The following is a 23,513-nucleotide window of genomic DNA, read 5'->3' as shown; positions in this document are numbered from 1 at the left end:
ATTTCCCCATTTTACGGCGTGTTGCAGTAAATAATAAAAACCGGGGCGCGAATTAACACACCCCGGTTGGTAAAAGTTACAAAAACTTAAAGCTTTTCACTCAAGCTTTTGGATCAGTCTTTCATCTCAAACAATCGGCTCCACTTGGTTGAATCCAAGCTCCACAGGAGTTTCACGCCCAAAGATGGAAACCAACACTGTAAGCTTCTGAGTTGTAGGCTCCACATCCGAAACCACAGCTGCCATCGTTGAGAATGGACCGTCAGTCACAGTCACCTGATCGCCAACCTTGTAAGCAACCTCAACCTTACGCTTGCGCGCTGCAGCCGGCTTATCGCCAGCATTCTTCAAAGCTTCGGAAGCAATCATCGGAGCCATCATTGACACAACTTCCTTGCGGCTCAATGGTGCAGGCTCTCTAGAAGGACCAACAAAACCAGTCACGCCCTCAGTCTCGCGCACAATGCGACGAGCGTTCTCATCCGGCCACATGCGAATCAACACATATCCCGGCACACGCACACGGGTAATAACCTTCTTACCCTTTTCTGTATGCTTCTCGACTTCTTCCATAGGAACTTCAATTTGGAAAATCTTATCTTCCAAACCAAAGTTCTGCACGCGGGATTCAACGTTAGTTTTCACGCGCTTTTCGTAACCAGAATACGTGTGAAGAACGTACCACTTGCCTTCCAAAGTGCGAAGTTTCTTAGAAAATTCTGCTACAGCGATTGCGCCGGCATCAGTTGGGTCGGCTTCGTTCACATCATCAGCATCAGTAGTTTCGCCAGCTTCGCTAGTTTCGCCAGTTTCGTTAGAAGCATCAGCAATACTGTCAGTTACAACACCATCAGCAGCAGCGCCATCAGCTACATCAGCTTCAACATCAGCAGATTCCTCATCCACATCAGCTTCAACAGACTCGCTAGAAGCAGCAGCTTCATTATTCACAGCTGATTCGTTTGCTTCGTCAGCATCATGAGAAGCAAAAGCCTCATCAGCTTCACTTGCTTCTTCGAGATTGAATTCATCAGTCATCTTGCATACACCTTCAAAATTTCAACTCAGCCAATTTCAACTCAGCCGAACAGCCACATTACGGACTTACCCAAACCGAAGTCCATGCAGGTGACGAAAGCCATTAAAAATACAACAAATATGAAAACTGCAGACGACCAAGCAAACAACTCTTTGCCGTGAGGTGCAATAACCTTGCGTGTCTCGTCAATAGTTTGCTTAACGAACATGCCAATACGCACGAACAAGTTATGCTTTACTGCTTTCTTAGTACTGCGTGCCTGCGCCATGCTTGAATCCTTCGTGTAAAAACTTGAACAAAAAAACTGGCAGGGACGGCGGGACTCGAACCCACAACCTACGGTTTTGGAGACCGTTGCGCTACCAATTGCGCCACATCCCTAAGGTGAACTTGCTCATCATACCCCAAAAGGGACGAAATAGCAAACCGCCAGATAGACATACTATCTCATGGGCATGATTTCGTTATATCATCGCACAAAAGCGAGTGTCGCATTTTGCATGGCAAGCAAGTTCTTATTTTGCAATAAATACTTGCTTAAGCTTCAACCCACTTCTTCATGCGACGCATGCCCTCAGCAAGCTGGTCGTCAGCAAGAGCGCAAGAGAATCGCAAATATCCAGGAGCACCAAAAGCCTCTCCTGGAACCGCAGCAACATGCGCTTCGTCAAGCAACATTTCAGCAAATCGAGAAGAAGTATGCGGCACTTCGCTATGCTCCCCGAGCGGACGCTCAAGCAGCGCCTCAACGTTAGCAAACGCGTAAAAAGCGCCATGAGGAAGAGGGCAAGTAACGCCGTCAATATTGTTCAACGCTTCCACAATCGCTTTGCGTCGAGCGTCAAAAGCCCCACGCATAGTGGCAACCACGTCTAGCGAACCGCCGACTGCAGCAATTGCTGCACGCTGCGAAATATTAGAAACATTAGAAGTCATATGGCTTTGAAGCTTAATTGCAGCTTTAGCAACATCTTCTGGTGCCACCATCCAGCCAACACGCCAGCCAGGCATGGCGTAAGTTTTCGCAACACCATTCAAAATCAGCAGCTGCTCGCGAATTTCCGGCACCTCTACGCCAATATACGAAGTCGAAATGCCGTCGTAATGCAGGTGCTCGTAAATCTCATCAGAAATAACCCAAATATGGTGTTTTACAGCCCACTCGCCGATTGCGCGAATAGTTTGCGCGCTCCAAATAGCGCCTGTAGGATTCGAAGGCGAAGTTACGATAATTGCGCGCGTGCGTGAAGTGCGAGCGGACTCAATTGCCTCAATATCTGGCTCAAAACCGCAATCTGCACCTGCCAAAACTGGCACAGGCACGCCGCCTGCAAGCTTCACAGCCTCCGGATAACTCGTCCAATATGGAGCTGGAATAATAACTTCGTCGCCATCATCTAAGAGAATTTGGCAAGCCTCATACACAGCTTGCTTTCCGCCGTTTGTAACTACGACTTGATTTGAGGAAACTTCGTAGCCGGAATCTCGCTGCACTTTGCGCGCAATCGCCTCCCTAAGCTCCGACAAACCTGCCGTAGCAGTATAACGATAGTTGCGCGGGTCTTTACACGCTTGTGTTGCAGCATCAACAATGTAAGAGGGAGTAGGAAAATCTGGCTCGCCTGCGCCAAAGCTTACAACGTCAATACCGTCAGCTTTCATAGCTTTTGCCTTGCCGTCTACTGCCAAAGTTGCGCTCGGAGCAACTCGGTTAATACGCTCGCTTAATACGCGCCAATTTTCTGAGGATGAAGTTTCTGCAATATTCTCTGCCATGATTTACAGTGTAACCTTAAGCCGCGAAACGGCAAATCTGCCGGAAATTTATAAACGAAGCGCGACTACAAACGCTCTAGTTCCAAAATCGTATTTATCTGCGCTTCTTAAGATACTAGCGACATTTTCTACACACGGATGTAAAGTTTCTGCCGGTTTTTGGTGAGATTCCGACATTTTCTACACACGCTTGTAAAATTTCTGCCGGTTTTTGGTGAAATTCCGACATTTTCTACACACGCTTGTAAAGTTTTTGTCGCTTTCGTAGTTTTTGGAAACATTTGTCGTGTGATTTTCCGGCAAATATAGCCGCATCTAACTACACAAGCACGAGATTATCGCGGTGCACAACCGGATGCGCATACTGACGGCCGAGTGATTCTTCAAGCTCATCGCTCGTACGCCCCATAATCTCCGGAATTTCCTCCGCGTCAAAAGCAACCAAACCCTTAGCCAAATGGTTACCCTGCTCATCGTCAATCCACACAGGATCCGTCGCCGAAAACTCGCCGCGCACGCCAACAATACCAGCCGCAAGCAAGCTCGCGCGACCTCCGCGAACCGCCTTCGCAGCACCATTATCAACTACCAAAACTCCGTGTGGATGCGAAGCAAAACCAATCCAAAGTCGCCTTGAAGAATCGCGCGTATGCACCGGCGCAAACACAGTACCAACAGCATCTCCAGCCAGTGCCGGACCAGCATTTCCAGCGCAAGTTAGCACAGTTGGAATTCCCGAAACTGCAGCAACATGCGCAGCTTCCATCTTCGTCACCATACCACCGGTACCTACGCCCGAAACACTTGCGCCAACTTTCACTTCTTCAATCGCACGCGTCACATCTGGCACAAAACTCATACGCTTAGCACCCGGCTCGCTAGGTGGAGCAGTATAAAGAGAATCCACATCCGTAAGCAACACAAGAGCTTCCGCTCGCACAATATTTGCTACAAGAGCTGCAAGACGGTCGTTGTCACCAAATCGAATTTCGTTGCTAGAAAGTGCATCATTTTCGTTTACTATTGGGATTACGCCAAGCTCAAGCAAACGTAGCATTGTGCGTTGCGCATTGCGGTAGCGCGACGGCGAAATAGTAACGTCCGCCGTAAGAAGCATTTGCCCTACTCTGAAACCAAATTGCGAAAATGCAGCTTCGTATTGAGCCATAAGCAATCCTTGACCAACTGAAGCCGTTGCCTGCTGAGTCGGCACATCTTTAGGACGCTCATTAAAGCCGAGCAAACCAAATCCAGCTGCAATTGCGCCAGAAGACACAAGCACAATGCGAGCGCCTTGCATTTGCGCATGACTTATTGCAGCCACAAGAGCGCGCAACTTTTGCACATCCAGCTGACCGGACGCGCTCGTAAGTGAGCTTGAGCCAACTTTTACGACGATTGTGCGCGCCTCACGAATTGAACACCGAACCCCATCTTCGGTAAGCTCAATTTCTGGATTATTCATAAGATTCCCCTTGACCTTGATTTTTCTAGTTTTTCTGCTCTTCTCCACGACCAAACAAGCTATTTTCATCATGGCGATCGTCATCCACAGAAGGATCTGCCCAGTGACCCGACTTTCGCTCAGCCATCATCGCGTCTCGAACTGCGCTCTTTGCATCCATCATGCTGTGATAATCTCGTCTACGCTCAGCATTCGTACGCCTTGCTCCGCGAGGATCGTTCGCTTCGATTCGCAAATCCTTACCACGCGCACCCAAGTTAGCGCCGTCCAATCCTTCTGCACCGGCAGCAATATTTGGATCCCAATCGAAACAAACCATATGATTCCCAGTGCCAATACGAATTTCGTCTCCTGGACGCGCGCCCTTCTTGCGCAATTCATCCTCAACACCAAGCTTTGCTAAGCGATCCGCCAAATAACCAACGGCTTCGTCGTTGTCAAAATTCGTTTGCACAACCCAGCGCTCAGGTTTTGTGCCAGTAACAGTGAACCAAAAATCACCATTCCTGTCTTCCTCGCGCTTAATTTCAAAGTCTGCACTATTTCCACGTCCATCATCGCGGCGACGACGCAAAGCTGAAGTCTGCTGCTCAAGCGGCTGGATGACAACACGCTCTTCTTCTCGTGCTGCTTCCTCGGCAGCGAGCTTCTCACGCATCTTTTCAACCAATCGTCCAAGCGCAAAACCGAGCTCTTTCAAGCCTTCGTGAGACGCGGTAGAAATCTCAAATACAGTCAATCCCATTTTCTCAAATTCACCGCGTACAAAATCAGCCAATTCTTTAGCTTCAGGTACATCGACTTTATTTAGCACAATAATGCGCGGACGCTCTGGAATTGGAATCGCACCCAACGGAAGCTCAAGTTTATCAGCGTATTGCGCAAGCTCATGCTCAAGAGCGTGGTAATCGCTAATTGGATCGCGATTTGGCTCCAGCGTTGCGCAATCAATTACATGCGCAATAATTTCTGTGCGCTCAATATGACGCAAAAACTCAAGACCTAAGCCTTTTCCTTCGGAAGCTCCTGGAATTAAGCCTGGAACGTCTGCAATTGTGTAGCGATAGTTGCCGAAGCTTACAACGCCTAGGCTTGGCACCAAAGTAGTAAACGGGTAATCAGCAATTTTCGGCTTAGCTGCACTAATTGAGGCAACTAAGCTTGATTTTCCTGCAGAAGGGAATCCAACTAAAGCTACGTCTGCGATAGACTTGAGTTCCAAAATTACGTCGCGTTCTTCGCCAGGCTCGCCTAAAAGCGCGAATCCTGGGGCACGACGAGTTTTGTTTGCGAGTGCTGCGTTGCCAAGACCGCCGGCACCCCCCTGCGCCACAACGAATTTGTCTCCAACATGTTGCAAATCCGCCAAAACTTCGCCAGGTCGCTTTTGAGAGCCTGCGGCACCGCGTGCTGTAAAAACAACAGTTCCAACAGGTACTGGAAGCACTAAGTCTGCACCTTTTGAACCGTCTTTAGTGTCACCTAAGCCCATCGTACCGTTTTCTGCAGTGCGGTGAGGCATGAAGCGGTAGTCAAGTAAGCTGTTTGCGTTACGATCAGCTACAAAAATAACGGAACCGCCGTCACCGCCATTACCGCCATTTGGGCCTGCTAATGGTTTGTACTTTTCGCGACGAACTCCGGCAGATCCGTTTCCACCATCTCCGCCTTTTACATGCACTGTTACGCGGTCTACAAAATCACTCATACTGCTACCTTACTCGAAGCTAAACACCTAAATTCTCGGGAACATGCAAGAACAAAAAAGCCGCACCGAACTGGGTGCGGCTTAAACGTTTTATCGCCGACTTATTATCGTCGACTTATTGTTGAAGCGCTTAGGCTTAGCTAAGATTCAGGCGGTAACAACGTCAACAACCTTGCGGTCGCGACGAATACCGAACTTCACATTGCCGTCCACCAAAGCGTACAGCGTGTGATCCTTACCCAAAGCAACATTCTGACCTGCGTGGAACTTAGTGCCGCGCTGACGAACGATAATGTTGCCAGCCACTACAGCTTCACCGCCAAACTTCTTAACACCAAGATATTGCGCTTGTGAGTCGCGACCGTTGCGCGAGCTAGACGCACCCTTCTTATGTGCCATCTCACTGTCCTTTCAGGTTTATAACACCGTCAATCAGGCGATGGCCGTGATCTTGACGAGAGTCAACTTCTGACGATGACCCTTGCGACGAGCCACACCAGTCTTGTTCTTATACTTCATAATGCTAATCTTTGGACCTTTGGCTTCGTCATTCAAGACTTCTGCCTTCACCGTGATCTTAGCAAGATCCTTGGCGCTTAAGGTCACCTTAGCACCGTCAACAACGAGCGCGACCGGGAATTCCACGGTATCGCCCTTCTTTGCATCGAGACGGTTCACGAGAATGGCGTCGCCAACCTCGACCTTCTCTTGATGGCCACCGGCCTTCACAATCGCGTACATAATTCGTTCCTTAGCTCAATTGAAAGCTTACTTTTGCCTTGCGCACAGCAAAACGCGCGCGGCAAGACACCGACTATCAAAAATACACCTACCCATGTACTAACGTCAAGTCGCTAGATCCATGAGTCAATGCAGACAATATTCAATATTGTACTCAAGGCATATACTTAGTCACTATTCAGAGGAGCAATCATCACTTTCTGCAGTCTCTTGCGTAGTATCTTGCGCAGTTTCTTGCGCAGTTTCTTGCATAGTATCTTGCGCAGGTTGCTCCGAAGTATACTCAGCAATCTCTTGCGTAGTATCCTCTAAATTATTTTCAACTAATTCTTCAGAAGTTTTATCAGCTTCACTAGTTTCCGCAACTTCACTAGTTTCAGCAGTTTCGCCAGCATCCGCAGTTTCGCCAGTTTCATCCGCCTTAGAAGATACAGACTCTTTGTCAGAATTCAAAAAATTGCTATACTGCGTTTCTTCTTCAGATTTATGAGCTGCGTCAGTAATTACAGATGCGGCAGCTATACGCGCTAACTTAGCTCTCACTTCCGCACTAGAACCCTGCTGCTTAACAGGAGCAGGCTGTTCCGTTGCGCTTCCGTGACCATACTTGTTTGTTTTAACAAAAGGATCTCCGCCCTTAAGCGCGTAAGGATCCGCATATTCCGAAGAAACAGTAGGCTCATCGTGCAAAATAAATCCACGTCCCTTGCACGTTGGACACTCTTCAGAGAACGCTTCAACTAAGCCTTGGCCAACGCGTTTACGCGTCATTTGCACAAGACCAAGAGACGTAACTTCAGCAACCTGATGCTTCGTGCGATCCCTAGCCAAGCATTCCAAAAGCCTACGCAAAACCAAATCGCGGTTCGCTGGCATAACCATATCGACATAATCGATCATGACCATGCCACCAATATCGCGCAAACGAAGCTGGCGCGCAATCTCTTCAGAAGCCTCCAAATTACAACGAGTAACCGTTTCTTCCAAAGACTTACCACGCCCAATAAATCGTCCAGTATTCACATCGATCGTAGTCATTGCTTCCGTACGATCAATCACGATAGAGCCGCCAGCTGGCAAATAAACCTGACGCTCCATGCCCTTACGAAGCTGACTATCAATCTGCCACTTATCGAAAACGTCTTTGCCTTCATGCTCAGCAGGATCCCAATATTCAACCTTGCTGCGCAAATCTGGAGCCATCATCTCAAGATATTCATCAATTCGCTGACGCACTCCCTCGCCTTCAACAATAAGCTTTTGGAAGTCATCGTTGAAAATATCGCGCACAACACGAATTGCCACATCAGGCTCACCCTGTAACAACTTAGGACGCTTTCCATGCAAGTATTCTTCGCGCTTAGCTTCAATGCGCTCCCACTGCTTAACGAGCGAATCTAAATCTTTTTCAATCGACTCCTCGCTTGCACCGTCAGCAGCAGTACGAATAATAACACCCATATCTTTTGGCGCAATCTTCGACACAATAGCGCGCAAACGCGAGCGCTCTCGATCTGAAAGCTTGCGGCTTACACCTGTCATACCGCCAGATGGCACAAGCACTAAGAAACGCCCTGCAAGAGTTACTTGCGAAGTCAATCGAGCACCCTTATGTCCAATTGGATCCTTAGTAACCTGCACAAGCACAGGATCGCCAGACTTAAACGCAAGCTCAATCCTACGAGGCTGACCTTCAAGACGAGCCATATCCCAATTAACTTCGCCTGCATAAAGCACGCCATTTCGAGCCTGACCAATATCCACAAACGCAGCTTCCATGCTTGGAAGCACGTTTTGAATGCGCCCAAGATAAATATTTCCAACAGTAGCAACTTCTTGAATATCAGAAACATAATGTTCTACAAGAATATTGTCTTCAATAACGGAAATTTGCGTATGACGATCGCGCTCACGAACAACCATTAATCGTTCAACATTTTCACGACGAGCAAGGAAATCTTGCTCCATAAGAAGGTTTTGACGGCTACGCTCACGCCTATTATCTCTACGGCGTTGGCGCTTTGCTTCAAGTCGCGTAGAGCCTTCAATATCCGTAATTTCGTCTATATACTGCTGCTTGCGCGAGCGGCGAGAAGTCAAGTCGTCTTCGTTCGCATTAGTGTAGTCGGATGACTCTTCCTGAGAAGGTGCGGAATTCGTGTCATCGGAGGATTTAGAACGGCGGCGGCGACGGCGGCGCGTATAAAGAGTTTCTTCCTCATCTTGCTCACGAAGTTCTTCTGGATCTGGAATTAAATCGCGATCTTCTTGAGAGACTTCATCTAGACTTGTGCGTTTTGTGCGAGAATTCACGTCATCGTCAAGATCATTTGAAATATCGATGTCTAAATCGCGACTTCCGTTGCGGCTTTCATTTCGATCAGTGCGAGAGCTACGACGGCGACGACGGCGACGCGTAATCATTATTTCATCGTCATCGTTGCCATTATTCGCATTATAATCGTCGTTTGTACCTCTGTTATCGCCCTCGTCACTGCTATTACGGCTATCTCTGTTATCTCTGCTATTGCTACCGCCTCTGCTGTCTACTGCACCGTTTTCATTTCGAGCGTCATCATCATTAGAAATGTTATTCGACATATTGCGACGATTAGAACGCCTATTTGAAGCATTTTCCGCAGATAAAATATCGCTAACATCAAGAGTTTCATCGATGCGCGTATCAATGGGAGCATAAACAATATTGTCGTATGCAAGATCCTCTTCAATTTGCTCAACTTCAGCTGCAGCACGTCGCTCAACAGCATTCAATCTGCGAGAACGGCGAGAACGCTGGCTTTTGCGAATTTTTTCATCGCGATCATCTTGCGAATCCTGAAAATTCTTAGCATACTCAGAATCTTGAGAATACATAGAATGACTTGTTTCACGCGATGTTTCACGACTATTCCCTCTGCCACTATCACGCTTTATTTCGCTTGAATTCTCGCGTCTTTCAGAACGAGACTTGCGTTCGCTACTATCACGACTATCACGAGAATCACGGCTATTGCGTCCACCGCGCCTTCCGCGAGAAATATCACGTAAATCATCGCGCAAATCATCATTCAAGCCATCACGCGAGTTGTCACGCAAGTCATTACGCGAACTGCTGCTTTCCTCGCTACGATCGTTCACTACCTTAGGAAGAACTGGCTCCTGGAATAGGAGCGAAGTTATTGGGCGCGATTTAACAACATGCGGCTCAGAATTCTTCGCACTAGAATCCTCAACTTTTAGTTCCATTGCTTCTCCAGCCGCACCGGCACCACGAGTAACTCGTCGACCGCGACGGCGACGCGTAACGCCAGAGCTTTGCTGCAAAGTATCACCGGCAGCCATATTACTTTCCGCAAAATCTGTAGATTGCATTATTCCGGACATTTCCGCAGAAGTAGCGGTTTTAGACACAGTTCTACTATTTTCAGCTTCAGATTCATTGAAGCGTTCTCTTATTATTCTGGGCACTATGCTCCTCACGAGACGCTGCATCGCCTCGCATCCCTGGCTTTAAGTTGAGCACGCACGCGCGCGAGCCACCCCAAAGCTCTCTACAAAGTCTAGCTGCGCGACAGCGGACGCCAGCCTCGGAAAACGCTCACGAGGGGATCGACGCCATCGATTGCCTGGCGGCTTGCAGTGCCACCGCTCTCTAGTATGCCATATTGCCGAGTCAAATATATGACTCGTTGAATATTAAAATTTGCATCGCTGTTTTTAAGCCAATTAGCAGAAAAACCACGCGCGCTACTATCTACACTAATGCAAATCGTTACGCACGCACAAAAGTTGCGTATCTCTCCTATAGTTACAGCATAGGTTCGCACGCATGCAATTTGCGTGCAATTAACGAATTTTGGAGGCAAGAAATGGGCTTAATCAGCGCAATGCAAGGCTTTTGCGTAATTGGCATTGTTATTGCTGCAGGCTACGTTACTGCTCGCATGCGCGTTGGCGGTTCACAGGCTCAAATGGTCCTAAATCGCGTAAGTTTTTTCGTTTCCAGCCCTTGCTTAATGTTTGCAATACTTTCTAAAGAGCCTATTTTTGAGATTTTTCACTCTTCGATTTTTGTTGCATTCTTTTCTGCGATGATTGTTGGAGTTGCGTTCGTGCTGCTTAATCGCTTTTGCTTCCATCTTCCTGCAGCCGACTGCACTATAGGCGCTCTCAATTCTCTTTATTTAAATTCAAACAATATTGGCTTGCCGGTTGCGACTTATATTTTGGGAAATCCTGCGCTTGTTGCTCCGATTTTAGTTATGCAACAGGCTGTATTTACTCCTGTTGGTTTGACTGTTCTCGACATTACAACTACTGGAAAATGTTCTCTCAAGCGCATTGCACAGCAGCCTTTAAAACAACCACTTTTAATTGGTTCGCTTGGGGGAATTATTATTTCTGCAATTTCCGCAAAAGTTGGCTACTTCCCTGTTCCTAATTTTCTTTACGATCCAATTAAGATGATTGGCGATTCTGCAGTTCCAATGATTTTAATGGCTTTTGGAATGTCGCTTTACGGCAGCAAGCCTTTGCAAAAAGATTCTAATCGAGCTGCTATTGCCACGGTTGCTGTGTTAAAAAATCTTATTATGCCTGCAATTGCGTTTTTGCTAGCTTATTTTGTGATGGGTTTCCGCGGGGCGACTTTGTATGCGTGCGTTGTGTTAGCTGCTCTTCCAACTGGTCAAAACGTTTACAATTATGCTGCGCGCTACAACGTCGGCTTAAGTTTTGCGCGCGACGGCATACTGTTTTCTACTGTCACTAGCCCAATTTGCATAGCCGTAATTGCCGCAATTTTGGGATGATTTCGTGCGCAGTTTATACCGCCTACGCGCGCAATGCTGCGCTCAGGCAGGTCGGAGCGCACACAAAACACAACCCAGTTTCTAAAACCCAACCACACAAACCTGCCCTGCCTTCGTCAATCGAGACGAAGGCAGACCTCGCTTGCGTTGAAAGCACACCGCGCTTTCAACCCTAAGCAAGCTCGGCGCTCCGAGTTGCTTTCGCGCGCGCTGTGCTGCGCTCAAGCATGTCGGAGCGCTAACTCATCAAGGCGCGCACGGAAAGACGGCCAATCCGTGCGCATTGCCGTAAGCAACTTCAGCTTAGGCACGTCGTCAATTGGCACCCACTTAATTTCCATACTCTCGTCGTCGTGCGCGCAAGGATCCACACTATGCCCCGGCTTTTCAAACGCAAAAACCGTTGTATAACACCAGTTTCCGTGATCCTCGCGGTAAGCTCCAACAACTTCAATATCTCCCGAAGTAATATTTGCTTCCTCGAAAGACTCACGCAATGCGCCCTCAATCGCGCTTTCTCCATCGGAAATTGCGCCACCAGGGATGCCCCAAGTGCCACCCTCAGCGCTCCAAAGCGCGCGATGTTGCATCACAACGTGCGTCACGCGACCAGTTTCGACATCTCGCCTAGCAAGCAGAACTCCAGCAGCACCGTTATGACCCCAATGTCTGCGACCACAATTGCAATGCACCCAGCCATCTCCCGGCTGGTGAACATTTTCTTTAGGTACCGCCGTGGAAGTCGGATCGTTCTTTTCGCCAACTTCTTCCAAGCTTTCCTTATTCCACAAATCCGGCCAAGCATATCCAAGCTCTGAAACCATTTGTCTCAGCAGCGGCAAGCTGATTCCAAGAACACCGTGAGGATCTCCATTAATGCTTTCAATAAAAGCTCCGCCAAAACCTTCTAGTGTAAAGGATCCTGCAACTTCTAGAGGTTCACCAGTTGCTACATACGCGCGAATTTCCGCGTCACTCATTTGCGCAAAAGTTACGCTTGCATGACTTGTTTTGCAAATAGTTTTGCCGGTTTTTGCGTCGATTAAGCAGTGGCCAGTCCACAATTGTCCTGTTTTTCCGCTCATCTGCTTGATTCTCTCAAATGCCACTTCAGGAGTATGCGGCTTTCCGTAGCACTCACCATCGAGTAAGAACATGGAATCGCAGCCAACAATCAGCACACCGCTACAATCATGAGAAGATTTATTTCTATATGCAAAATCGTGAATATCGAAAGTTTTTGTAGGAACAGTAACGCCTGAAAAATCGCGAGTTTGCGCCGTATCTACGTTATGCGTTACGTCTGATTGCGAATCGCTTGCTAAAGCATTACCAGCAGATTTCGCAGTTTCTGCAAGTTCAGAAGATTCAGTTTCAGCTTCCAGCGGATACCCCACAACTAAATCGCCACTAGCCGAAGCAGCCGTATCCGCCACACGTTTCCACGCATGGTACACAGCTTGAGCTTTTGCGCGAGCCAAAATAGAAACTCGCTGCTCAGCACTCAACTGCTCAACGCTTGCACCTCGCTCACTAGCGACATCACGCAAAGCCGCCGGCTCATCCACTTCGCTTACGTGAATTACCGGAATCACGCCAGCCGCCGCCAAAACCGCTCTACGCGAAGGAGACTGCGAGGCTAAAATCAACGAAACTGTCATACCTTACCCTTCCCTTTTACAACTTCACACAACTTATTCGCGAGTTATTGCAACGCCAGTAGAATCAACCGACACGTGAAGTACCCGCCAGCCAGTACGCGAAAGCCACGGCTCAGCAATTGCGTCGATTTTTTGAGCTGCACTCTTGTTATACTCGGCATCTCCTGCATAAAATACAGCAACGCACGATCCTGCTCCCGAAATCGCTGCAGCAAAACCATGCTCGCGCAACGTTTCCACTAGCTTCCACGAATCTTTCATAAGATTTGCACGATACGTTTGATGAAGAGCATCTTGAGTTGCTGCAAAAAGTAGCGCATTTCGCGAAATATCAGATTTTACTGTGCATAATTTATTTTCAGAATCGCTATTTAACTCACCAAAAGCAACCGGAAGCATTGCAGCTCGCGACACGTTAAATATTGCGTCACCATACGGCACTTTTGCCGGAAGCGCGCGCCTAGCAAGCTCTGTAGAAAGCTCGAAATCAGGAACGAATACCGACACAGAAATATCTTGCGAAACTTTGTATCGCACAGTATGAAAACCGGTAGAAAGCGGAGCTTCGCAATCTCCAGCCACGCGCACAGAACCTTTGCCTTCCCCAGCATCAAGCTTCCAACTCATCGTCAAACCGCCAAAAACTGCAGGAGCAACATTGTCTGGATGACCTTCAATTGCGGCCGCAATTTCGAAAATTGCTTCGCGATTAAGATCACCTTCGTGAGCAAAAGCCCAAGCAGCAGCAACTGCAGCAACAATCGCTTCTGCAGAAGAGCCCATACCGCGCGCTTGCGGAATACGATTATGCGCTTCTAACGTAAATCGCAAGTTTGGCAGACCAAATATTTTGCAAGCTTTGCGAAAAGTCGCTACAACTAGATGCGTTTCATCTTTTGGAAGCGTATCCTCGCCTTCGCCGTGAATAATTACGCGCACGTTTCCAGCATAATCGAGCGAATCAAGCGAATTTTTAGAACGATTATCATCCAGAGTAAAAACTAAAGAATCCGCATAATCAAGCGCAATACCGGCTGCATCAAACCCAGAACCAAGATTTGCGCTAGTTGCTGGCACGCGCACGGAAACACTGTTACATACTGGCTTCATACGATCACCTGCAGCTTTTCACTTTATAACGCGCAAAACTAGCGGCTTTTCGCACACAACGTCCAACTTCTGCAAATCCTCGCAAATAGCTTGAACCTCAGCTTCCGAACATTCGCTCACAAGCACGCGCACACTGCCAGGTCCACCAAGACCGCACTGTGGACAATCCGAATCACCTTCAGTCTGCGCATACTGCGCTTCACAAGCCGAAGCCAAACGCTCAGCTGCAACGCCATGATCTGCAAAAACATCCATAACTTCGCTGCACAAAGCCAAAGAAGTATCTTCCATATTGCAACGAATCACAAAATCTGCTCTGGTCTGCTCGCTAGAAGCCGGCACATACTTGTTGTACATTGGCACGCCAAAACCTGCGCATCCACGCACAAGATTTCGAGCAGCACTAACAACATCTCCAACAACAGCACTTGCAGTTGGAGCGCCGCCGGCACCGCGTCCGTAGAACATCAAATCATCTGCAGCCTGCGCCTTCACAAATACAGCATTAAAACTGCCATGAACCGATGCCAAAGGATGCTCCGCGCCAACAAGCGCCGGATACACACTAACGCTTACGCCGCCATCTGAGTTTGATTCGCTGTCGCAATGCCTTTCAACTGCTGCAAGTAGCTTAATTACACGCTTTTCCGCGCTCGCTGCAGCAATATCTTCAGAGTCAATCGCGCTAATTCCTTCAACAGAAACATCGTCAATACTTACCGGCATTTGGAATGCGAGAGTTGCAAGAATCGCAGCTTTATTTGCAGCATCGAAACCTTCAACATCTCCGGTTGGATCAGCCTCAGCATAACCCTTTTCTTGAGCTGCGCGTAAAGCCGAGTCAAAATCAAGTCCGCGCACAGTCATTTCGTCAAGAATATAGTTGGTAGTTCCGTTTACGATTCCAAAAATTTGCGTAATTTCGTCGCCAATAAGTGACTCTCGAAGCGGTCGAACAATAGGAATCGCTCCTGCTACAGCCGCCTCAAAGTACAAGTCAACTCCGTGACTTTCTGCACACTCGTATAATTCCGGACCAAACTTCGCAAGCAACGCTTTATTTGCAGTAACAACAGATTTTCCGTGGCATAACGCACTTTTTACAAAAGTATGAGCCGGCTCAAGTCCGCCAATAAGCTCGATTACAATATCAACGTCTTCGCGAGTGCACAAAGAGGCAGTGTCTGTAGTTAGCAAATCACGCTTAATCCAAGAAACGTCAACTTCTTCCGGATGCAGGCACGCAACTCCTGCAAGCTCAATATTTGCACCAATTCTAGCCGCAAGTTCATCACTCTGCTCAACTATAAGTCGCGCTGTTTGCGAACCGACTGTTCCGGCACCAAGCAATCCAACGCGAATAGTTTTATTGGCTAATTTTTTGCTTAACATATAACTCGCCTCCTTAAGTCATGAATTTTGAATTTTTGTTTTTCGTTACGAAAAATAGCAGTTACGAAAAAAGCATCATCACATTAAGAATCACAGAAATAATCAAAAATGCAATTACACCTACGGTTCCATAAAGTGATTTCAAATTATTTTCCTTAGGCAATTCCAAAGGCGCATCAAAGAAAACTAAATATCGGCGACTACGAGCAAGTAACACTATTCCAACTACAAGCACTGCAAACACAAATATGCTATATAATCCAGCTAGCACAAATCCAGAAGGCAAATCCATTAACTCTTTATTTGATAATTTGTCAATTTCTATAACATTCCCGTTTGCATCTGTCATCTGTTTTAGTAACCATAAAGCAACAACGCTTCCTTGGAAGTTCACAATCATGTGAAGAAATATGCTGTAACGCAATTTAGAAGTTCGCACGTACATGTACCCGAGAATAAGCCCAAGCCCGAAAGCGTAGAAAAATTGGAATATATTCATGTGGAATAATGCAAAAGCTAAAGCAGAGAACACAATTGCTTTCTTTTCGCCATACACACGCAATCGAGAAAGTATTTGCTTTCTAAAAAACCATTCTTCCATAATAGGAGCAAGAATCACTACGAACACAAACGTTTCCCACATATTTCCAGACACAATAGTCTCTGAAATGCGATTTTCTGCTTTACCGTCTGTAATAATTGAAGCTAATGTTGTACCAATTAAGTTTCCTCCATACATAACTGGCACACTAACTGCGTAGAATCCCAAAAATTGACGCAAAGACATAGAAAATTCACGCGACGCAAGAGTTGGTACTGCTCGCATAATCAGCATTGCAATAGGAAGCGCTATTAAATATTGCGCAATGTCAGACACTAATATTGTTGCAATAGATTTTTCTAAAAATTCTTTAGGCAAAAAATACGGAAAGCACATACCTAATGCATATGCAGCAGCAATCCACACAACCATGAACATGCATAATGACATTCCAATAGTTCCCTGCCGCTTTCGCGCCAACAAATATGTGTCGTCATGTTGTATCTCTTGCATACTCATTCCTTTTGTTATTCTTTACGCTTTATTGTGATTTTTCGCTTTTTATTTGACGTGTGCTACGTTTGCGCTGCTTGCGCTACTCGCACTATTCACACTTACTTAAGCACACCCTCAATAAGCTTCGTAATTAAATCGCCATAGCTTATTCCGGTTGCTTCCCAAGCTTTTGGATACATGGAGATTGGCGTAAACCCAGGCATTGTATTGATTTCGTTGATCATCACATGACCTTCAGGAGTCACGAACGAATCAACACGGCTTAATCCTCTACCGTCTGCTGCTTTGAATGCTGCGAGCGCTGTTTTACGCACGAGCTCCAAAGTTTCCGCAGGAAGATCTGCTGGAACTTCCACGTGCGAAGCCGCGGAATCCATGTATTTGCTATCAAAATCGTAGAACTGATCTTCGCCAGCCTGACGCTTGTCTAACACAATTTCACCTGGCAAACTTACTTTCGGCTCCTCGCCATCGCGAGCTGCAAGAACCGCACACTCGATCTCGCGCGCGTTAATTCCTTGCTCTACTAGCACTCGCCAATCGTGCTTCGAAGCTTCAAAAACGGCTTGTGCTAAAGCCTCAGCATCATGCGATTCCACTTTTGTTACGCCAAAACTAGATCCTGCACGGCTTGGTTTTACAAAAAGCGGATACTCGAGTTTTGCTGCCTCAACTTGCGCAAGCATTTCGTTTGCGTACGCAGCAAAGCGATTCGTCGAGTCACTTGCAAATTTTCTAGCATCCAACGCAATCCCCGGAGCGACATCAATTCCGGCAGCCTTAAACAGCTGCTTTGCGTAGTATTTATCCATGCATGCAGCCGAAGCCAACACTCCGCAACCGACGTACGGCACTTGCATCATTTCTAGCAAACCTTGCAAAGTGCCATCTTCACCGTTTGGTCCGTGAAGAACTGGGAAAACAGCGTCGATATGACCTAAACTTTCAAGCGTGTCGTCCGCTTTTCGCACCAAGAATCCGTCTGCACCCTTTGCAGGGTCAAGCACAACATCACGCGTTCCAGCGGTTTTTGTGATTACTGGCAACTCGCCTTCTTCCATGCGGAAGTTACGAGGATCTTCACCACCAACAATCCATTCGCCTTGTTTTGTGATTGCGATCCGCACAATGTCAAAACGATTTTCGTCTACAGCACTGAGCACTCCAGCAGCAGATATGCAAGAAATCGAATGTTCGTCTGCCTTACCGCCATACAAGAACACTACACGCTTTTTCGTCATTTTTTTCCTTTATATATTTTTGAATTATTCTAGTTATTTTGGATTAGTTTTGATTATTTTTGCAAACGCTACTTACTCTTCGCAAACATCGTCGTCGAAAAGCATTGCGAGCATTTCTTGGCAGGAAATTCCTTCTTCAAGCACGCGAGCCATTGCACTTGCAAGCGGAGTTGCAACACCCAAACGCTTGCCCATTGCAACTACTGCACTTGTGGTTGGCACGCCTTCTGCAACACCATTGCTTACGGCAGTTGCTTCTTCAACGCTCATGCCTTTTCCAAGATTTGCACCGAAAGTATAGTTGCGGCTTAGAGGAGATCCACAAGTTGCAACTAAATCACCAAAGCCAGCAAGACCTGCAAAAGTGCGCGAATCTGCGCCTTCTGCTACGCCCAATGCCGTCAATTCTGCCAAACCGCGCGTTTCAATCATAGCCGCCGTATTTTCGCCATATCCTGCGCCTCGAGCCATACCAACTGCGAGCGCAACCACGTTTTTAAGCGAGCCACACATTTCTACGCCGATTACGTCTGTTGACACAAATGCTTTAAAGTAGCTGTTTGAGCATGCTTTTGCAACTACTTCTGCCTGAGATTTTTCTGCGCAAGCAACTACTGCTGCAGCCGGGTGGCGAGATGCAACTTCCTTGCTCAAGTTTGGTCCGGAAAGTGCAGCAAAACGGTTACGCGGTAAGTTCAAAGCTTCGCACACAACTTCATCCATACGTTTGCCGGTTGTGCGCTCAATGCCTTTCATAAGCGAAACAACGATCGCATTTTGTGGAATCAAACCCACAAAACCTTCCAACGCAACGCGAGCAAACTGTGCCGCAATCGCCACGACTACAATATCCGCATTCGCAACAGCCTCTGCTCGATCCCCAGTTGCAGTCATGTTTTCTGGAAGTTTTTCTACGCTAGGCAGACGCACGCCATTATGATGATGATCGCGAATTCCTTCAACAATTTCCGGCTCTATTGCCCACATTGTCACTTGATTTCCTGCATCCGCAAGTACTTGTCCAAACGCAGTTCCCCAAGCACCAGCACCCAACACCGTAACGTTCATGTTTTACGTCCTGCCTTTCGGTTGTGAGTTTTATAAGCTACTGTATAGCTATTTATTTGTAATCACACTATTACATAATTCTACACATGCCGCTTTACGGGATTTTTAAAAGATACTTTATTTTATTCTTCTGTATATTTTTTATTCTTCCGTAACGCGTTTCATCTGCCTGTAATCGAAGTATCCTGCAGGAGATTTTTCTCCACGAATTTCTTCCATAATCTGCGTCATACGCACACGCACGCGACGAGCCAACTCTTCAGCAGATTCAAGAGGAGGTAGCTCTCCCCAATTTTCACTCCCCTTTAGCAAGTCAGCATAATCGAGTTGGGTATCGTAGCACATTACAACATTTTTCTTTGGCCATGGCCACCAGTGGTTAATGCTTGCTGCGCCCCATGTAACCGCGCAAAATAGCGGAATCTGATGTCCGAGTCTGCGCGATGCTTCGAGAGCAATTATACCAATTCCGGGCTTCATGCTCATAGGCCATTTTTTAGGATCGCGCGTAACTGTTCCTTCAGGCCATACACTTAAAGGTCTGCCATTGGTGAGGATTTTAATAGATTCTTCTTCTATTTCTCGCGCTTTTCCGCTTCTGCGAGGAACCGGCTGCATGCCTACAAGTTGGAACCATTTGCCTAAGATTGGCCAGTGAGCGAGTTCCGCTTTTGCCATGTAGCGCGGACGACGACCTTGGTGGAATAGTGCAGTCATAGGTATGAAAACGTCAAACATCGTCACGTGTGTGCAAGCTGTAATAAACACGCCTTCTTCTGGCACGTTTTCCAATCCCCACGCCTTTACTTTGCAGCGCGAACGCAATACGCGCGACGTTCCTTCGAGCAGTCTTTCGGCGGCTTTAGGATTTTGCGCGTCAATTTCTACCTGATTTGGCTTGCGTTTTCCTGTCGGATAGTAATACGTTGGGTCAACTAAATTGTGTTTACTTGCTAAAAGCTTTACTTGCTCATCACTGAGTGGTTTTACTGCACTTCTTGGCGAAGGTTTTCCTTTTGATACCATGCTTTCTATTGTGCAGCATGCTATAAACCTACGCTACGACCTACTTTTGCAATCAACCCATGTTTAGGAGAGCACGCCCAAGCGAGCACAAAGAGAGCGGTTGCTACGAGCACAATTGTTCCGCCCGTTGCTGTATCAAAGCTCCACGAAATATACATTCCAACAATCGAAGAAACGCAACCAATAACAGGAGCTAAAACCATCATCCTAGATAGCCGATCAGTAAGCAGTCGCGCAGTTGCAGCAGGAGTCACAAGCAGAGCAAGCACAAGCACGTTTCCAATAATTTGCACGGAAACAACTACAGCGATAGCCACTAACACGTACAACATTCCATCTAGCCATGCAACCGGCAATCCCATTGCGCGCGAAGTTTCTCGATCCATCGATACGCAAACAAGCTCTTTGTGGAACATGCATAATATAGCCAAAATAATCAAACCAGTAATAGCAACAACAGCAATATCTGAATCAGGAATACCTGTAATCGAGCCAAACAAGAAGGATTCTAAGGATCCAGCGTAGCCAGATGCTTTAGAAATAATCACAATTCCAAGAGCAAAAGCAGATACGAAAAATACGCCAATAAATGAGTCTTCGCGAAGCCTACGGTTTTGGCTAAAAATAGATACGATTAGCGCGGTTGCAACTCCTGCGAGCGCTCCTCCAAATAGCAGATTTCCTTGCAATACGAAGGCTATAGCAAGTCCTGGGAATACTGAGTGAGCTACAGCATCTCCAATAAACGCCATTCCTCTAAGCACTACATAGCATCCAACTACACCACAAATTACGCTAGAAAGGCACGCTACAATAAGTGCTTTTAGCAAAAACCAAAGGTCCGGATTTGTTAAATCTTGTATAAATTCTATTGGAGATAACATTACTCTTTTACCACACTTTCCTTACCAATTACGCGCTCAACTGCTTTAATAAGCGGATTTTGCGGAGCTACGTGGAAGGTTTGTACCCACTGTTCTGTTTGCAAATTTTGCGGATCGTCGTCGCCCACAATAGTGCCATCAAATAGCATTATTCTCGAGCATGAGTTAATTGAGCCAATAATATCGTGTGAGCTCATGAGAATTGCTTCACCAGAAGCAGACAATTTCAAGAACAAATCGGTAAGCAGCTCCTGAGTAGGCATATCGAGTCCAGTAAACGGTTCGTCGAGCAAAAGTAAACGCGGCTCTCCAGCTAATGCTCTAGCAACAAGCACGCGTTGCCGCTGGCCTCCAGAAAGTTCTCCAATCGTGCGATCTTGGAAATCAGCCATTCCTGTGCGTTCAAGCGAGTTTAATGCGATCTCGTAATCTTCTTTTTTAGCGCGGCGAACGTAACCAATATGACGAATCCTACCCATCATCACTACATCTAAAACAGAAAGTGGGAAATCCCACGCAATATCGTGACGTTGTGGCACATACCCAACGTAAGATACGCGAGAATTAAGTTTTGCACCTTCCATATGAGGAGCACGCACTTCGAGTTTTCCAGTATGTGGAATCAAACCCATAATTGCACGAAATAGCGTTGTTTTACCGGCACCGTTTGCACCAAGCAATCCCACAAATTCGCCACTATTAATGGTAAAAGAAACGTCTTTTACCACAGCGCGATTCCCGTACGAAATATTCAAATTGTGTGCGCAAATTACTGCATTTTCTTCCATATTTACTACCTTTAACACTTTCACTTCAAACATTTCGCTAAAGAATCCGCGTTAGCTCGCATCATATCCGCGTAAGTTCGCACATTTGCGTCGAAAGCGTCACCATAAATTGGGCAAACTTTCACATGCGCTTCAGACGCAAGCTCTTTAAGCACAGACGAGCGAGAAATTAAATTCGGCTCTAAAAACACTGCAGGGATTTCCAAGTCGCGCAAAATTTGCGAAAGTCTGCGCCTATCTTGCACGCTTGGCTCGCTTGAAGGGTTGATTGTTACAAATCCCGCAATATTTACGCCATAAGCTTTACCTAAGTATGCAAAAGCGTCATGCGTTGTAACCAAGTTGCGACGCTCTTTTGGAATTGACGCCACTTTTTGCCTCATATACGCGTCTACATCTAATAGCTTGTTAATGTATCGGTCCGCATTTGCGCGATATTTGCGAGCATTTTTAGGATCGACTTCACACAAGCGGTCAGCTATTGTGCGCACATAAGCAATTCCGTTTTTCACTGACTGCCATAAATGCGGATCAATATCTCCGTGAACATGTTTTCCAAGAACAGCTTGTGGAAGTTGATAGATTTTCTGCCGTGCAAATCCAAGGAATCTATAGCCTTGTTCAGCTGGAATTTCTTTTAAAGCATTAGTCGGCACTTCTACTACTACATCTCGCGGCTCATAATACACGCGCTTTGGTGCAACCGACCGCTTTTCTTGCAAAGTGTCAACTCTGTACAAAAATCCGCGTTTAGCTAAATCGTAAGCCAAATCTGCATGGCCTTGATTCAAAACTACACTAGCTCCACGCTTTTTCGCTAATTTCTGCGCGTTAATGCCAACAGCAAAACGCATAGTTGCGTTTCCTAAACTTGCAACCCTCTCGTTTTGAGCATTGAGCATATCTGCGTGAAAACCGAGAGTATATTCTCCTGGCTTACTAAAAGCCCAACTTAAATGCGTGTGCGCGTCCGCAGGCAAATCCACATGATCTTCATCGTTAATTCCGTTTGCTGAATTAACGTAAGTTTCTACACTTCCAAAAGTGCCAGTAAGGTAAGCGAAAAGCGAACCAGGACCAGTTACTTTAGTTGCAGTTAAGCGGATCCTGTCCGAACGCTTCATGTTGTATGCTTTTGGCTTTATTACAGTAGCGCGTCCTTCTTTCGTTACAGTGGAAGGCGCGTTTGATTGCGAAGATTGAGAAACCTGAGAAGACTGCGACTTATCAGATTTCTCTTGAGATTTTTGTTGCTCTTTAGTATCTTCAGCTTCCTCAACCGTCTGCGAAGTTTGACGTTCTGTAGCAAGACCAAGCCAAATAGTGTCCAACGACACATCTTCGACCATTGGAATAATATCCGCCGCATGTTTCACGCTTTCTTCAGCAAGTTGCACATTCGGCACGTCTTTTCGCAAATTCGCATCTAAAGCAGTAATAACACCATGCTCCTCAAGCATCATGTAATTACTAAAAGCCACGTCCGCATACACAACATCTCTGATTGAACGCAATCGCGGCTCGTAAGAGTGCGGATCTGCATTATCAGGTACGATTGAACTCACATTTGCAGCATCCCCTGCTACATTCGCCACCATATCACGCAAAACGCCTGTAGTTGTAACTACATTAATGCGACCATCGCGATGTCCTGCACGATTCCCATTAGCACTACCACAAGCAGAAAGCGGCAAAATAAGCGCGACGACTGCAATTGCACCAATCGAAGAAAACAAAGTTTGCTTT

At 46.7% G+C, this 23,513-nt stretch carries 19 protein-coding genes and 1 tRNA gene; 1 reads left to right on the top strand and 19 read right to left on the bottom strand.

Annotated features, from left to right (window positions below; all coding sequences use genetic code 11):
* Window positions 1–126: 126 nt before the first annotated feature.
* The 9 genes from nusG to HXT29_RS00105 all read right to left on the bottom strand — a co-directional run bounded on the left by nusG (window position 127) and on the right by HXT29_RS00105 (window position 10,197).
* Window positions 127–1,038 carry a transcription termination/antitermination protein NusG gene (nusG, locus tag HXT29_RS00145; protein ID WP_101886152.1) on the bottom strand — a complete coding sequence of 304 codons (912 nt, stop codon included), beginning with the start codon at window positions 1,036–1,038 and terminating at the stop codon, window positions 127–129.
* Window positions 1,039–1,079: 41 nt separating this feature from the next.
* On the bottom strand, window positions 1,080–1,307 hold the full coding sequence (gene secE / locus HXT29_RS00140) for a preprotein translocase subunit SecE (RefSeq protein ID WP_004106254.1): 228 nt from the start codon (window positions 1,305–1,307) through the stop codon (window positions 1,080–1,082).
* A 37-nt stretch (window positions 1,308–1,344) separates the two neighbouring features.
* Window positions 1,345–1,420: transfer RNA gene (locus tag HXT29_RS00135), tRNA-Trp, on the bottom strand.
* Window positions 1,421–1,576: 156 nt separating this feature from the next.
* Complete coding sequence (locus tag HXT29_RS00130) at window positions 1,577–2,815, bottom strand: pyridoxal phosphate-dependent aminotransferase (RefSeq protein WP_101886153.1); 1,239 nt, start codon at window positions 2,813–2,815, stop codon at window positions 1,577–1,579.
* A gap of 319 nt (window positions 2,816–3,134) precedes the next feature.
* Window positions 3,135–4,280 carry a glutamate 5-kinase gene (gene proB, locus HXT29_RS00125; RefSeq protein ID WP_101886154.1) on the bottom strand — a complete coding sequence of 382 codons (1,146 nt, stop codon included), beginning with the start codon at window positions 4,278–4,280 and terminating at the stop codon, window positions 3,135–3,137.
* Window positions 4,281–4,305: 25 nt separating this feature from the next.
* A complete protein-coding gene (obgE, locus tag HXT29_RS00120) occupies window positions 4,306–5,988 on the bottom strand; it encodes a GTPase ObgE (RefSeq protein ID WP_422118358.1) in 1,683 nt (560 codons plus the stop codon).
* 147 nt (window positions 5,989–6,135) lie between these two features.
* Window positions 6,136–6,387, bottom strand: coding sequence for a 50S ribosomal protein L27 (gene rpmA / locus HXT29_RS00115; protein WP_004106248.1), 252 nt, complete (start codon window positions 6,385–6,387; stop codon window positions 6,136–6,138).
* Between the two features lie 33 nt (window positions 6,388–6,420).
* The gene (rplU, locus tag HXT29_RS00110) at window positions 6,421–6,729 is read right to left on the bottom strand and encodes a 50S ribosomal protein L21 (RefSeq protein ID WP_004111933.1); all 309 of its coding nucleotides are present in this window, start codon (window positions 6,727–6,729) and stop codon (window positions 6,421–6,423) included.
* Between the two features lie 174 nt (window positions 6,730–6,903).
* The gene (locus HXT29_RS00105) at window positions 6,904–10,197 is read right to left on the bottom strand and encodes an Rne/Rng family ribonuclease (RefSeq protein WP_422118357.1); all 3,294 of its coding nucleotides are present in this window, start codon (window positions 10,195–10,197) and stop codon (window positions 6,904–6,906) included.
* A 401-nt stretch (window positions 10,198–10,598) separates the two neighbouring features.
* On the opposite strand from HXT29_RS00105, the gene HXT29_RS00100 reads away from it, so the two are divergent.
* A complete protein-coding gene (locus tag HXT29_RS00100) occupies window positions 10,599–11,540 on the top strand; it encodes an AEC family transporter (protein WP_004106240.1) in 942 nt (313 codons plus the stop codon).
* Window positions 11,541–11,761: 221 nt separating this feature from the next.
* Here HXT29_RS00100 and HXT29_RS00095 read toward each other — a convergent pair whose 3' ends face one another.
* The 10 genes from HXT29_RS00095 to HXT29_RS00050 all read right to left on the bottom strand — a co-directional run bounded on the left by HXT29_RS00095 (window position 11,762) and on the right by HXT29_RS00050 (window position 23,503).
* Complete coding sequence (locus HXT29_RS00095) at window positions 11,762–13,201, bottom strand: Maf family nucleotide pyrophosphatase (RefSeq protein ID WP_415696107.1); 1,440 nt, start codon at window positions 13,199–13,201, stop codon at window positions 11,762–11,764.
* Between the two features lie 33 nt (window positions 13,202–13,234).
* Entirely contained in the window at window positions 13,235–14,311 is a 1,077-nt protein-coding gene (gene thrB / locus HXT29_RS00090) for a homoserine kinase (protein ID WP_004118566.1), read from the bottom strand.
* An 18-nt stretch (window positions 14,312–14,329) separates the two neighbouring features.
* Window positions 14,330–15,703 carry a homoserine dehydrogenase gene (locus HXT29_RS00085; RefSeq protein ID WP_415696106.1) on the bottom strand — a complete coding sequence of 458 codons (1,374 nt, stop codon included), beginning with the start codon at window positions 15,701–15,703 and terminating at the stop codon, window positions 14,330–14,332.
* Window positions 15,704–15,764: 61 nt separating this feature from the next.
* A complete protein-coding gene (locus tag HXT29_RS00080; RefSeq protein ID WP_004118563.1) occupies window positions 15,765–16,757 on the bottom strand; it encodes a CPBP family intramembrane glutamic endopeptidase in 993 nt (330 codons plus the stop codon).
* Window positions 16,758–16,858: 101 nt separating this feature from the next.
* On the bottom strand, window positions 16,859–18,001 hold the full coding sequence (locus HXT29_RS00075) for a D-alanine--D-alanine ligase family protein (RefSeq protein WP_116442850.1): 1,143 nt from the start codon (window positions 17,999–18,001) through the stop codon (window positions 16,859–16,861).
* 72 nt (window positions 18,002–18,073) lie between these two features.
* The gene (locus HXT29_RS00070; RefSeq protein WP_004106227.1) at window positions 18,074–19,069 is read right to left on the bottom strand and encodes an NAD(P)H-dependent glycerol-3-phosphate dehydrogenase; all 996 of its coding nucleotides are present in this window, start codon (window positions 19,067–19,069) and stop codon (window positions 18,074–18,076) included.
* A 141-nt stretch (window positions 19,070–19,210) separates the two neighbouring features.
* A complete protein-coding gene (locus tag HXT29_RS00065) occupies window positions 19,211–20,095 on the bottom strand; it encodes a lysophospholipid acyltransferase family protein (protein ID WP_064340516.1) in 885 nt (294 codons plus the stop codon).
* A gap of 20 nt (window positions 20,096–20,115) precedes the next feature.
* Window positions 20,116–20,979, bottom strand: a complete 864-nt coding sequence (locus HXT29_RS00060; RefSeq protein ID WP_064340515.1) for an anchored repeat-type ABC transporter permease subunit — start codon at window positions 20,977–20,979, stop codon at window positions 20,116–20,118.
* Window positions 20,979–21,767 carry an anchored repeat-type ABC transporter ATP-binding subunit gene (locus HXT29_RS00055; RefSeq protein ID WP_410295756.1) on the bottom strand — a complete coding sequence of 263 codons (789 nt, stop codon included), beginning with the start codon at window positions 21,765–21,767 and terminating at the stop codon, window positions 20,979–20,981. The genes HXT29_RS00060 and HXT29_RS00055 overlap by 1 nt, the downstream gene beginning before the upstream one ends.
* 20 nt (window positions 21,768–21,787) lie before the next feature.
* Entirely contained in the window at window positions 21,788–23,503 is a 1,716-nt protein-coding gene (locus HXT29_RS00050) for an anchored repeat ABC transporter, substrate-binding protein (RefSeq protein WP_422118356.1), read from the bottom strand.
* Window positions 23,504–23,513: the final 10 nt, after the last annotated feature.

Source organism: Gardnerella sp. DNF00550 (assembly GCF_049262685.1).
Taxonomy (GTDB): Bacteria; Actinomycetota; Actinomycetes; order Actinomycetales; family Bifidobacteriaceae; genus Bifidobacterium; species Bifidobacterium leopoldii.
Note: the sequence above shows the minus strand (reverse complement) of the source record. Positions and strands in the feature narration are given on the sequence as shown.